The sequence below is a fragment of the Sulfitobacter sp. G21635-S1 genome (assembly GCF_027213915.1).
In the GTDB taxonomy this organism is placed as follows: domain Bacteria; phylum Pseudomonadota; class Alphaproteobacteria; order Rhodobacterales; family Rhodobacteraceae; genus Sulfitobacter.
Window position 1 is genome coordinate 1 of the sequence record NZ_JAPWGV010000036.1, and the last position, 12,131, is coordinate 12,131.

A 12,131-nucleotide genomic window follows, 5' to 3' on the forward strand; every position below is an offset into this window, starting at 1 on the left:
CCGCGCCCACACAGAGCGAAGGGAAGCGAGCCGACTTGTGGGAAGGTCAGGCATCGAAAGCCGCCCAGGGCGGCTGCGGGGGCTGTCTGCCCCCGGCGCGCTTCGCGCGCTCCCCCGAGGATATTTCAAGAAGGTGATTGGCTGCAGGCGCGCACCTGGTCGGCCACGGACACCCGCAAAAGGCCGAGGCGAAGCCGAGGGAAGATCGTCACCCGAAGGGCCGAGACTCGCCCTCGTGACCGACATGCGGCCGCGGCGCGGGCTGGCTCAGCGAGACAGACCGCGCCGCACTCGGGCCGCACGAGGGCAGGGGGGCGAGGCTCGGGGAGCGCGCCGGTCTCGCCGGCGCGCGACTAGAGCCCGGTCCCGCGCAAAACGCGGGATTTGCCCAGCAATCACTCGATCCAGAGTTGATTTGGTCTGAATTGGAGGTAAAGAAGCACCACCGTACAGACCAAGAAAGCAAAAACATGAACCCGATTGACCAACACGTCGGCAAACGCATCCGTCAAAAGCGTTGGCTGAAAGGCATGTCGCAGCAGGATCTTGCCCTTCGCTGCAATGTGAAGTTCCAGCAAGTTCAGAAATATGAGACAGGCGCCAACCGAGTTAGCGCATCGAGGCTTTGGGAAATCGCTCAAGCCCTTGAAGTTGAAGTAGCCTATTTTTTTGAAGGCTTGGAAGTAGACGCCCGCGCGGAAACTGAAGCAGACATAAGCACTAGCCCGATGCTCGCCAAAGAAGCCGTTGACCTGGTGCGGACCTATTACGGCATCCCTGAAAAGAGCCGAATGCAGCTGCTCTCCCTGGCGAAAACCCTTGCCGCGTAGTGTGAGTTCTGGAGTTGCGCGAGCATTCCACCGAAGCACGACGACTAAAATCCAAATCAGCTCTCGATTGAGGCGCTTATTCGACGCTGTTACCCTCGAAGCAAGGTAGAATGGCGCCCCTCACCCGCACCCCATGGGCGCCAAACGCTTCAATGCACATAAGAGCAGCCGGGGTGCGGTGGCAAATTCCAGGAGACTTGGATGCAGGCACATCACCTCTCAGCTGCCTTGGCCGCTTTGCTCTCCTTTGCAGGCGCACCTGGCCTTTCATCGGCGGCCGAAACCCTTAGCTGTGATGTGGAACCGTTTGCGGGCAGCCGCCATATCCCAGCCAAAATAGCGCTTCACCTGCAACTGGATCAGAATCTTGCTACGGTCAGACGCGGCGGGGTCATGGAAACCTACGAGCAAGCTGTTCTGGCTGACGTAAAACAGAGAAGTGCAGATTCCTATGTTTTGGAGTGGGTTATCCAACAACCGGGCGGCCCTGAAAGCCAGGAGGCGACTGACGTTCAGTACCGCGCGGTGCTGAACACCCGGAACATGAAAATCTCTGTTTCGGCAACAGAACTCAGCGGTAACCAGCCTCAGCGGCGCGGCGCCGGTATCTGCACCAACGACGGCGGATAGCATCAGTATTCCCGCACAGGAACCGGTCGGCTATCGGTCAATTCTCTAAAACGCTGGAAGCAGGCAGTTGACGCCAAGCGGCCGCATGCGTAACTAATATCTAGTTATAAATGAAAGCTGATATGTCTGAATTTCCTGAAGAATGGCGTGAACTTGCACAACAGTACGAGGCGCTTGGAACGATTGAAAAAGCCGCAGAAGCCCTAGATCTTAGCTACTCGACGGCCAGGTGGCGGCTTGTCCGGATGGGCATAGAGATAAACCAAAAAGGACCGTCGAGCTGGCGTATGATCCTGACCGGCACCGAATGCCGGGAGGCTCGGATTGCAAAATCCATGTCCCAAGAAGATCTGGCAACTGCATCTGGCGTCACCGTGTCGACGATCTCCAACTTTGAAACTGGCCGCCGAACACCGCGGCCAAAAACACAAGAAAAGCTCGCATCCGCCTTAGGATTGAACGGCGGCAAGAGTGAGGATTTAGAGGAAAACGCAGGTAAATGACTGATTTGAAACTGCCTCTCGACCACAAATTTCCAGACTTGCCAAATGGCATGACACTGGCAGATGTTGCCTTAAAAGCTGCCGAGGCCTGCGCGAATGAAGCGAAACTTCACCAGATCGCGGCTGACACCGGCGAATTGCCTCCAGAACTGGGGCCGTCAGACGCATACCCTTGGAGCATTGAGGGGCAACGCAACTTGGCGCAGATGCATTTCGCTGAAGCCGTGGCATTGCAGGACTGGGCCATGTTGGTTCAGGCTCCAGCGGACAGCGGCTCAGCTGACGGGCTCGAATATTCCATGAACGGAAACGGAATACCGGCCGTCCTGAACAACATTTTGATTGAAGGCATGATTGCCATACGAGGCCTTTTGGAAGGACGGATGGGCGAGCCCAATCCCCGTGCCGCCCATGAATTATCTGAGGCAATGCACAACTTAAAGCCCAACCCGGTGACGCTCAAACTATCGGTACACGCACTCGAAGCATTTAAGAAAGACCATCCGGAAATTGCCAGGTCGTGGCTTCAGACAACATTCGCATGGGTGGATTCCCAAAAGTTGCCGAATGATGAGACCTGAGTTCGAGCGGTTTTCGAAGATCATTGCAGAGCATGGCGGCCTCCCGATCGACAACGATCAACTGGCGGCATCAGCGGTCAAAGATCTAGTGCTGGACATGGGTTTTGATCCCTATTGGGCATCAAAGATACTCCTTTCTGCGCTCGACATGGTGGGCCAAGAATTCGACCTCGATGCACAGACTCTTATCCAATCCAATGAAGGTACAAATTAATGAACGCGATCACTGAACAGGTCCTAACCGAGCGCATCCAGGAGCAAGAACAGACCATTGCTCACTTGAAGCAGAAGCTAAGGGATTACGAGGAATGCAGCGCGGACAGCGTAGTTCGGCGTCTCCGCCTCCATGGAACTATCCTCATTCATGTGGCTGGCGACTTGCCAAAGTACCAGGCCGCAGTTCGAGGCGAAGGTTTAGCCGGCGTCGGTGAAGATCTGATCAGCCAGACATGGGACCTGGAAAATGCACCCTTCCCAGATGATGTAAAAGCGGCAGTCAGAGAAGCTTGCAACAACGGTATGAGCCGGTGGTGACGGGAGTAGGAAGGTGAAGCTCTATGGCCAGGAAGTTCCAGCCCCCACGTATGAGCCGCTTGGAAAGCGGCTCAAAGAGGTGCGAAAACATCATAAACTTACTCAGCCGCAGGTCTCAGAACTTTTTTCTATTTCACGCTCTAGCTACCAAAATTATGAACGCGACGAACGCGACATGCCGATCTCTCTCGTGAAGAGTTTCATCCGACATTTTCGGCTAGATTCAGAGTGGTTTTTATTTGGTGACGCTGGACGCGATTTGACACCGGAAGAAGCTTTCCCTTTGAACAACCAAGCAAAGGAAAACGATGATACGTAGAATTTACTCAACAGCTACTTGTTACTTCGTGTTTGCCAGCCTCTGGTTTGCTGGCTTCACTGCGGCAGGATTGCTTGATGTTCCGCCTCTTCTTAAGCCATTGTTTGCCTCTCTCTGGCTTCTTCCGGCCGGGGGATTAATCAAGCTGGCCCAAGAGGCTAGCACTAGGACATGACCAATGCGAACCGCTGCGAGAACTGCATTGGTGCAGACCGGCCCGAACCTGGTTTCGATTTGGCTGATACTGGTGTCTGCGGGGCCTGCGGACGCATTGACGATGTTTGGGACGTGGCATACCTCGAAGAACTGCGCGTAGCTGGCAGGCCGATCTACGGAGCAGATGGCCTCACCCGCATTGAGCGCCCAATACGGTCGGACCACCTCATCAATCAGTGATCTCCGTAGTTACAAAGCAACAAGCTAGAGGCAGCTTCGGGCAAGTCGGCCTCAATGCCACCTTAAGAAAAATAGCTATAGACACATACGTACCTACTAGGTACATACGTACCCAGTAGGTACGTATGTACCCAATCAAAGGATGGCAAAATGGGGCTTTTCAATAAAGCTGGCGACATTGGAACTGCGGCACGCATGTTGCACGTAAGAAACTCGCTCGGATACGCACAATCTGTAATGGCTGCAAAATGCGATGTGTCGGATTCCACTTACAAGAACTACGAAAGAGCAAGGCGCGAACCTACTGTTTCATTCGCTCTTAAGTTTTGTGAAAATTTTGACGTGGACATTGCCTGGTTATTGCAAGGCAAAGGTGAACCAAAATCCGAGTATCGAGATGAGCGCTACCAAAAAAGCGCGTCTGAAGATTGATTCAGCTTGTTCCGATAATATGAGGCTGAAGTGCTAACTTCGGCCTCGTCGGCTGTCTGGAGCGGCCCATAAGGAGCCCGCACCTGGTTCGGGATGTTTGCAATCCGAGCGCCGGATAAGTGCAATCCGTTACAGATAAGTGCAAGCCGCTACAATTACTCCCTCAAGAACTCGATCCAAACGTGAACATCTTTCATCGGGATTTCTTCTCCATCGGTTAGAGACCTGTACCAACGTGCAACTATGGCACCGCGACGTTCACTATCAATCGTGATGCCCTGCCCCACTAGATACCGATCCAAAGAGATCTCAAACTCTTGCAAAGCCTTGATGTCATGCTCAATCCTTGCGGACTTGCTGCCTAAAAGGATCCAGGTGATGTCTGAATTGAACTTCTCTTGGAGAGTAACCAGAGCCTCGATTGGTAGACTACGATCACCTTTTTCATAGCTGTGATAGGCACGAAGCGAAACTCCAATCAATTGGGCCATGTCTGCCTGCGTCATGCCGATCTCGTTGCGGGTGACCTGCAGCCGAGCCCCAATCCCCGCATTAGGCGCCTTGTCTTTATTGTTCATTCACTCTGCCTTTTGCTTGCCCTAGCTGTTGTTGTTTCAGTGGTGCCCGCAACGGTGATCAAACGCAAAGAAGCCGCCGCCTCGTCAGCAGTTTCAAAAGGTCCATATGGCGCGCTGTCCTGTTGAGGCGTGTCACCCATGAGCCGCCAGTAAAATCCGCCAGTTTTCGAATCTTCCACCACCTGAAAGCGTTCCATTCCAGCTGTGTAATCAGAAACGACTTTAAACCTCTTAGCGGTCAATGCTGATCTACCGCCGGGAAAGGCGTTGTAAATCGTGCTGGGACTGATCCCGTGTTCTTTAGCAATGGCAGTGATACTTAGCTTTGTGCCGACTAGCTTTTGCTCGATCACATTGCGCATATCGGCGTCCATTGCCTTCGGTCGGCCACCACGACGGCCAGCAGCCTTCGCGGCCGCTAGGCCCGCTTTCGTTCGATGTGAAATCAGGTCGCGTTCGAACTGCGCGAACATCGCGCAAACCGAATAGAACATGCGGCCAAGAGGGGTTCGTGTGTCAATGTCCTCGCGCAAGGAACGCAGTGCGACACCCTTTTCATCCAGTTCTTGCGCGATGTTTAATAGATCACGCTGATTTCGGCCAAGGCGATCAAAGGCAGGAACTACCAGCTGATCCCCCGCAGTCAGCGTATCGAGGGCTGATTGCAACCCCTCCCGACGGGCATTCTTACCGCTCAACTGATCCGTGTAGATCTCATCACATCCAAGCGCCCGAAGCTGAGCGATCTGCTGCGCCAGGGACTGGTCAGCCTTCGACACACGAGCGTAGCCGACAATCTTGCCGCCAGCGGCGCATTCCTGCATTGCAAATCCTCCAAAAAACGGCTAAAGAAACAATAGTTGGACACTTCAGTTTTTGGAAGGGTTTTTGGACACACCAGTGGCAAAATTTCTGGCCTTCAGCTTGTCCCGTAGCCTAGTGTCCAAAATGATCGTTTTATGGAGAACCGGATAGTGAGCTTTTTTGAAGTTGAAACCACCGAGCACCTGGTTCGGGTCAACGCGGCGAACATCAGCCATTATTTTGCAGGCTCGAACGGCAAGGCTGTTATAGTGATGATGAACGGAAAGGAACTGCAGACGACACAGACCGTTCAAAGTGTTTCGGAACGGATCTCCAACCTAGCTAAGAAGGCAGAGATTGCATAATGGCACTTAGCTCACGATACGACGGCATCAGCTCGAAGCGGCTGCGTCATGGGTTCGCCATGCAGGAAGTTGAAAACTCACCGGCAACAGATGAGGAAATTGAGCTGTTCCGGCGCATGGAGAAAAAAGGCTGGTCTGGTGACCGCCAGGCCCGTTTCGTGGTCGGCAGCGTAAAGCGTCAGTATCGCCCGAAACTCAACCAGGCGACCAAGGCATAACGCTGCATGGCAGATGAGCGATATTGCTACCCGCCGGATTTTAGCGTTCTCAAAAACCGGCTGGGCATTCGCGATAGTGACGAGCTGGACAGGGCTGAGCGCATTATTGTGCTTGGCCGAACTCGGCAAGGCTCACCTACTGGCAATCTCGATGCCCAGCACATCAAGTCAATTCATAAGCACCTGTTCCAAGACGTGTACGATTGGGCAGGTCAGTACAGATCAGTCGAGATTGGTAAGGGCGGTCGCTGGTTTCACAACCACCGGTACATAGAGCAGGGCATGGCTGACGTTGAAAAAACGCTTCGGAGCGGCCGCTTCGGCCAAGGCATGACAGCTGACCAATATAGTGACTTCGCCTCTGAGGTCATTGCAAACCTCAACTATGTGCATCCATTTCGTGAGGGCAATGGCCGGACACAAACAGAGTTTTTGCGCCAGCTCAGCGAGAGGGCAGGGCACGAGCTGAACAGTGAAAAGATTCAACGTGACGTTTGGATAACGGCCTGCCATGTCTCGCATTCGGGTACGAATGATTTGCTGAAGGCCGCAATCACCTTTGCCATAGATCCGGACCGAACCCAGACCGGCGACAAGGCTCAAACTGCAATTCGCGAGTACCTAGAGACGGTCAAAACCGCAGTATCCGGCCTAAGGAACCCCCAGGAAAAACAAGCTGGCCTGGATCAGCTCACTAAGTTAGCCAAAACCTATGAAGTGATGATGGATCGAGACACTAAAGCCCAGTTCCTACCGGCCCCCCAACGGAACAAGGGCGACAATGGGCGGTCTCGCTAAAGGCCCAGCTCTAATGCGAAAGGATAGACAAATGGCTCACCAACAATGTTCGGAGTGTTTATGCACGGTTTGGATGGATGACAACCGGGAGACAGATTATCCTGATGCGACTGGCCTATGCAGTTCGTGCGCTAAAAAACTTGAGGAAGACGAGTACGACGATGACTAGGTGTAGCGGCTTGAGATCATCTGGGATTGGGCGCGAGATCATCGGCGTTTTAAGCTCAGATTATTTGAGACTCAAAATCGCCTCTGGCTCACAATAATTGCGACTGGGCGCAGATTATCTGAGACGGGCTCACGTCACTGAGACTGGGCATATCACACCGGGTTGGTGGTTCGAGACCAGCCGTTCGCGTCGTCAGGGCCGAACTGGCAGGATGCGGACAAGCCTGCCGTTGACGTTCTTGGAACGAACGACTGCAAACTGATGTATTGCAGATCTTTGCAAACAAGAATGCGAGTTAGAAAGATGCGGATGAAACCTCTGGCAATAAAGTGAATGTCACCGATCTCTTCAGGTCGAGCCTTTGATGCTTTGGGCGAAGCCCTGACTGTGGCCGGACGGTGATCTGACACACGGGGCCGGAGCGGTGAAACTGGGAGGGATCGCATTCTACGTGGAGACCGACGCGCAGTGGCATCAGAACCCGTGTCCAGATTGCGGCTGACCAATCAAACGGAAAGATGCCAGGCGCGCAAGAGCCGAGCGGAGGCGCGCCTGGCTCCTGCACAAGCGATCGCGATTTCGCCCGCGATCACCTCTACTGAACGAGCAAACCGGGCAGATAAAAGCGACAGCTATACGCATATCTGTATCTAAGAAAAGGCTATTCACCAAATCGTCAGGATGAGTCGTCCGGGCTATTCCTTGCCTCTGATATCTATCCCTGAAGCTAACATCACAGCGTAACAGCCTGAAAAAGCGAGCAACAATATACTTGCCAGAACGGCATGCCTTGTGAAACAATATTACCAGGAGCTCAAATGCGAGTTCCAGATATGGGCAAAAGGGCCCCTTGGTTTTCCAGTGCATCTGGAGACCAAGGGGCCCTTTTGCGTTTCCGGGCGTCACGTCCGGAAGACTAGGGAGGAAAAAAGAATGAAAAGAAGAGAGTTTCTGAACCGGGCTGGCGCATTCAGTGTGGCCGGCGTATCCGGCGGCTTGTCGGCCCCAGCTTTGTTGCTGGGGGCAAGGCCCGCGCATGCACTTGGCGATGACATCCCAGTTGGCCTATTGTTTTCGCTGACAGGAGCAGTCGCAGTTGTCGAACACACGCTGCACGATGCCGCACTGCTGGCAATTGAAGAGATCAATTCACAGGGTGGTATCCACGGGCGTATGCTGCGACCGATTATCGAGGATCCTGCCTCTGATCCCGCGACGTATGCTGACCGTGCGCGGCGGCTTATGATCCGAGACAAATGTGTCAGTGTGTTTGGCTCCTACACTTCGGCCAGCCGCCAGGCGGTGCTGCCGGTGGTTGAGCAACGTAACAATCTTTACTGGTATCCGACTCTATACGAAGGCCGGGAATGCTCCCGCAACATCATGTATGGCGGAGCCGTACCGAACCAGCAGCAGGACAATGTAATTTCCTGGGCCATCGAGAATTTCGGGCCGCGTTTCTACCTGATCGGCAACAACTACGTCTATCCGAAAGAAGAGAACAATTACTGCAAGAAGCTGTTGGCAGAACTTGGCGGCGAAGTGGTCCACGAAGAATATGTGCCGCTGGGGCATTCCGACTTCAGCTCTGCGATCAACCGGATTCGTTCTGAAAAGCCGGATGTGATCTTCGCTACGGTTGTGGGCGATTCAGATGTGGCCTTTGCACGCCAATACCACGCGGCCGAACTGAACCCGGATCAGATGCCGGTGATCAGCCTTACTCGTTCGGAAGTCGAAGTGAAGGCCATTGGCGGCGAAGCCGCTGCCGGACATTTTTCGTCTGCTCCGTACTTCATGCAACACGACACTCCGGAAAACGAACGGTTTGTAGAGGCATACAAAAGCCGCTACGGCGGCGATCAGGTAACTCACTTTGTTAGCGAGGCCGCCTATTTCCAAGTCCACCAGTTCAAGGCGGCGCTAGAAGCGGTCGACCCGCAAAATGTCACCACGGAAACTATCCGTGCTGCAGCTGTTGGGAAAAAGCTGTTGGCCCCGCAGGGAGAAGTCCTGATCGACGAAAATCTGCATACCCACCTGTGGCCGAAAGTGGCGCAATGGCAGGCCGATGGACAGGCCAATGTGCTCTTGAATACCGCGGATCGAGTAGCCCCAAAACCCTATGCGGCCTACGAGGGCCAGTCTTGCACCGGCGAAGGCTTGATCAAGGCTTAACTCAGCGCTCCTGGCGCCTGCGCCAGGAGACACTCGGACCGAAGAAATACTATCGGTCTGCCCAAATGGGGGAAAGAAGATGGACGTACTATTTAATCAGCTCTTCTCCGGATTGAGCATGGCCTCAATCCTGCTGATCATCGCACTTGGCCTAGCGATCATCTATGGATCTATGGGGGTCATTAATCTGGCGCATGGCGAATTTGTTATGCTGGGTGCCTACGCCGCTTGGGCGCTTCAAAACTTCTTGGGCTTCAGCATTCTGCTTGCTTTGCCATTCGTGTTCCTCGCTGTCGGTCTTGTGGGCTGGGTCATCGAACGGAGCATTGTGCAGCGGCTGTATGACCGCCCGCTGGATACCATTCTTGCCACTTGGGGCATTGGTATCATGCTGCAGCAGATCGTACGGATCACGCTTGGCTCAGAATCCCGCTTTGTCAAGGGTCCGGAGATGTTGCGTGGTAATATCGAAATCGGCCAGGTGGTGATGTCGAATTACCGCATTTTTGTCATTCTGTTCTCGCTTGCGGTGCTGATGGCAACGTGGGCGCTGCTTACCAAGACAGAGTTCGGAACAAAGCTGCGCGCCGTTATCCAGAACCGAAATATCTCTGAATGCTATGGGATCCAGGCTGAGAAGGTTTATTCGCTGACCTTTGCCTATGGCGCAGGTTTGGCAGGGATCGCCGGCGCGCTCATTACCCCGCTGTTCAGCACCATTCCCACAATGGGTACGGGGTTGGTCGTGGATGCCTTCCTTGTAGTGATCATCGGCGGGCTTGGCAGCCTGTTGGGCGCCGCTACGGCAGCCGTCCTGATAGGCGAAGCCACGGCGCTGTTCTCAATGATCATCAATGACACTTTGGGCCGCATTGCGGTGCTGGCTTGCATCATTCTGCTGATCCGGCTGCGTCCACGCGGCCTTTTCCCAGAAAACACCCGCAGCTGAGGAGCACGTTATGACTAAGAAACTGCAATATGATCTTGCTGCAACTGCATTGTTCGCCTGCGTCGTGTTCCTGGCTATCCCCGTTTTTCTGAACTTCGACGGCTACGAACTAAACACTTTCGCCCGCTATCTTAGCTTGGGTATCGTTTCCCTCGCGCTTGCCTTGTCCTGGGGCACAGCCGGCTTGCTGAACCTCGGCCAGGCGGCAACTTTCGGCATCGGTTCGTACGTGATGGCGATGCACTTGAAGCTGAAAGCCAGTTCAGGGCTGCCAGACTTCATGGGCTGGAACAATGTAGATGCGTTGCCTTGGTTTTGGGCTCCGTTCCATTCTCTTTCCTTCACGCTTCTGGCCGGGTTCCTAATCCCTGCCGCAGTAGGTGGATTAGTCGCTGTGTTTATGTTCCGAGCACGTATCTCGGGCGTGTTCGTTGCGGTCATCACCCTAGCTTTCTTGGTTGCCTTTCAACTGCTGGTGATTGAACAACAAGGTTATACTGGCGGCCAAAACGGGCTGACAGGCCTGGCTCCGCTGACACTATTGGGCTGGACCGTCGATACCTACAGCCTTGCATTCTACTATTTGATTGCTGGTTGTCTGATCACTGCGGTTGTTATCGGCCTCTATCTGGTACACAGCAAGTTCGGACTGGTCCTGCGCGCCATCCGGGAGGACGCCCAGCGTACGCGGTTCTTCGGCTACAATGTGGCCTCATTCGAGACCATGGTGTTCTGCATTTCAGCTGCGCTCGCTGGGTGGGCGGGGATGCTTTACACGCTGGTGTTGGAATTCGCCTCTCCCACCTACATGAGCGTCTCTTTCAGCTTGGCCATTGTGATCTGGTGCGCTGTTGGCGGACGTGACTCCATCGTTGCTGCAGCAATCGGCGCAATTGTCGTCAATGTCCTCGAGGGCCGTCTGTCTGATGTCTTTGTAGAAGGCTGGCATTTGATCCTAGGCGCGGCCTTTGTCCTCGTCGTGATTTTCATGCCCCGCGGTCTGCATGGATTGGTCACTGCAACATACCGGTGGCTCGCCAAACGTAGCAGTTTAGCCCCAGACAGCGCTGTGCTTCCCGACTTGAACAGTTCTGCAGATGTAAAAGGAGGGCACTAGAATGGCACTTTTGGAAATTACAGACCTGCACGTCGATTTTGGTGGGCTGCGAGCCGTGGATGGGTTCGACCTGGAAATCAGCTGCGGAGAAATCCTCTGCCTTCTGGGGCCAAATGGCGCCGGCAAATCCACCACATTGGACCTGATTTGCGGAAAAACACAGCCGACCGGAGGGTCAGTCAAATTCCAAGGTCGAGAAATCTCGACACTCTTGGAATTCGAACGCGCCAGACTAGGCATTGGCCGCAAATTCCAGGTGCCATCAGTTTTTAAAGAACTGACGGTAGACGAAAACCTGAAAATCGCCCGCTCAAAGCGCCACGGCCTGCTGCAAACATTGTGCAGCTTTGGCCAGGGGCACTGCCCGGAAATCGTACGAATCCTGGACCTGGTGGGGCTTGAGGCCAAACACAATGAAAAGGCCGGGAACCTCTCCCATGGCGAAACACAATGGCTGGAAATCGCCATGCTGATGGCTCAGGACAGTAAGCTTATCCTGATGGATGAGCCGACTGCTGGAATGACCATCCAGGAAACCGACAAAACCGCGGAGATATTTGAAACGCTACGGCGGGCACACGCACTGATCGTGGTCGAACATGACATGTCCTTTGTCCGCCAAGTTGCGGACCGGATCACTGTAATGGCCCAAGGCAGGAAACTTGCCGAGGGATCAATCACTGAGATCGAGAACAATGAAGATGTCAAAACCGCTTACCTAGGACACTGA

18 protein-coding genes are annotated in these 12,131 nt (G+C 54.0%); 16 read left to right on the forward strand and 2 right to left on the reverse strand.

All coding sequences use genetic code 11. From position 1 onward, the window contains the following. The first annotated feature begins 470 nt into the window (after positions 1–470). From O4H53_RS24345 to O4H53_RS24385, 9 genes are all read left to right on the forward strand, one after another. Complete coding sequence (locus O4H53_RS24345) at positions 471–830, forward strand: helix-turn-helix domain-containing protein (RefSeq protein ID WP_269367567.1); 360 nt, start codon at positions 471–473, stop codon at positions 828–830. A gap of 201 nt (positions 831–1,031) precedes the next feature. After that, on the forward strand, positions 1,032–1,460 hold the full coding sequence (locus O4H53_RS24350) for a hypothetical protein (protein WP_269367568.1): 429 nt from the start codon (positions 1,032–1,034) through the stop codon (positions 1,458–1,460). Positions 1,461–1,570: 110 nt separating this feature from the next. Beyond that, entirely contained in the window at positions 1,571–1,963 is a 393-nt protein-coding gene (locus tag O4H53_RS24355) for a helix-turn-helix domain-containing protein (RefSeq protein WP_269367569.1), read from the forward strand. Further along, positions 1,960–2,544 carry a hypothetical protein gene (locus O4H53_RS24360; RefSeq protein WP_269367570.1) on the forward strand — a complete coding sequence of 195 codons (585 nt, stop codon included), beginning with the start codon at positions 1,960–1,962 and terminating at the stop codon, positions 2,542–2,544. The genes O4H53_RS24355 and O4H53_RS24360 overlap by 4 nt, the downstream gene beginning before the upstream one ends. Then, the gene (locus O4H53_RS24365) at positions 2,534–2,758 is read left to right on the forward strand and encodes a hypothetical protein (RefSeq protein WP_269367571.1); all 225 of its coding nucleotides are present in this window, start codon (positions 2,534–2,536) and stop codon (positions 2,756–2,758) included. Before O4H53_RS24360 ends, O4H53_RS24365 begins: the two co-directional genes overlap by 11 nt. After that, entirely contained in the window at positions 2,758–3,078 is a 321-nt protein-coding gene (locus O4H53_RS24370) for a hypothetical protein (RefSeq protein ID WP_269367572.1), read from the forward strand. The genes O4H53_RS24365 and O4H53_RS24370 overlap by 1 nt, the downstream gene beginning before the upstream one ends. 13 nt (positions 3,079–3,091) lie before the next feature. Beyond that, complete coding sequence (locus tag O4H53_RS24375; RefSeq protein WP_269367573.1) at positions 3,092–3,397, forward strand: helix-turn-helix domain-containing protein; 306 nt, start codon at positions 3,092–3,094, stop codon at positions 3,395–3,397. A gap of 171 nt (positions 3,398–3,568) precedes the next feature. Further along, on the forward strand, positions 3,569–3,793 hold the full coding sequence (locus O4H53_RS24380) for a hypothetical protein (protein ID WP_269367574.1): 225 nt from the start codon (positions 3,569–3,571) through the stop codon (positions 3,791–3,793). A 150-nt stretch (positions 3,794–3,943) separates the two neighbouring features. Continuing rightward, positions 3,944–4,225 (forward strand): helix-turn-helix domain-containing protein, encoded by a 282-nt coding sequence (locus tag O4H53_RS24385; protein ID WP_269367575.1) that lies wholly within the window; start codon positions 3,944–3,946, stop codon positions 4,223–4,225. Between the two features lie 155 nt (positions 4,226–4,380). Here O4H53_RS24385 and O4H53_RS24390 read toward each other — a convergent pair whose 3' ends face one another. Together O4H53_RS24390 and O4H53_RS24395 are read right to left on the reverse strand one after the other, a co-directional pair. Further along, positions 4,381–4,803, reverse strand: coding sequence for a helix-turn-helix domain-containing protein (locus O4H53_RS24390; protein ID WP_269367576.1), 423 nt, complete (start codon positions 4,801–4,803; stop codon positions 4,381–4,383). After that, positions 4,800–5,627, reverse strand: coding sequence for a recombinase family protein (locus tag O4H53_RS24395; RefSeq protein ID WP_269367577.1), 828 nt, complete (start codon positions 5,625–5,627; stop codon positions 4,800–4,802). The genes O4H53_RS24390 and O4H53_RS24395 overlap by 4 nt, the downstream gene beginning before the upstream one ends. A gap of 150 nt (positions 5,628–5,777) precedes the next feature. Here O4H53_RS24395 and O4H53_RS24400 point away from each other — a divergent pair, with 150 nt between their 5' ends. The 7 genes from O4H53_RS24400 (at position 5,778) to urtD (ending at position 12,131) form a co-directional block, all read left to right on the forward strand. Beyond that, complete coding sequence (locus tag O4H53_RS24400; protein WP_269367578.1) at positions 5,778–5,972, forward strand: hypothetical protein; 195 nt, start codon at positions 5,778–5,780, stop codon at positions 5,970–5,972. Then, entirely contained in the window at positions 5,972–6,190 is a 219-nt protein-coding gene (locus O4H53_RS24405; RefSeq protein WP_269367579.1) for a hypothetical protein, read from the forward strand. Before O4H53_RS24400 ends, O4H53_RS24405 begins: the two co-directional genes overlap by 1 nt. Positions 6,191–6,196: 6 nt before the next feature. Further along, the gene (locus tag O4H53_RS24410; RefSeq protein ID WP_269367580.1) at positions 6,197–6,988 is read left to right on the forward strand and encodes a Fic/DOC family protein; all 792 of its coding nucleotides are present in this window, start codon (positions 6,197–6,199) and stop codon (positions 6,986–6,988) included. Positions 6,989–8,090: 1,102 nt separating this feature from the next. Further along, on the forward strand, positions 8,091–9,335 hold the full coding sequence (locus O4H53_RS24415; protein WP_269367581.1) for a transporter substrate-binding domain-containing protein: 1,245 nt from the start codon (positions 8,091–8,093) through the stop codon (positions 9,333–9,335). 79 nt (positions 9,336–9,414) lie between these two features. Then, positions 9,415–10,284, forward strand: coding sequence for an urea ABC transporter permease subunit UrtB (gene urtB, locus O4H53_RS24420; RefSeq protein WP_269367582.1), 870 nt, complete (start codon positions 9,415–9,417; stop codon positions 10,282–10,284). Positions 10,285–10,294: 10 nt separating this feature from the next. Beyond that, on the forward strand, positions 10,295–11,401 hold the full coding sequence (gene urtC, locus O4H53_RS24425) for an urea ABC transporter permease subunit UrtC (RefSeq protein WP_269367583.1): 1,107 nt from the start codon (positions 10,295–10,297) through the stop codon (positions 11,399–11,401). A gap of 1 nt (position 11,402) precedes the next feature. Next, positions 11,403–12,131, forward strand: a complete 729-nt coding sequence (gene urtD, locus O4H53_RS24430; protein WP_269367584.1) for an urea ABC transporter ATP-binding protein UrtD — start codon at positions 11,403–11,405, stop codon at positions 12,129–12,131.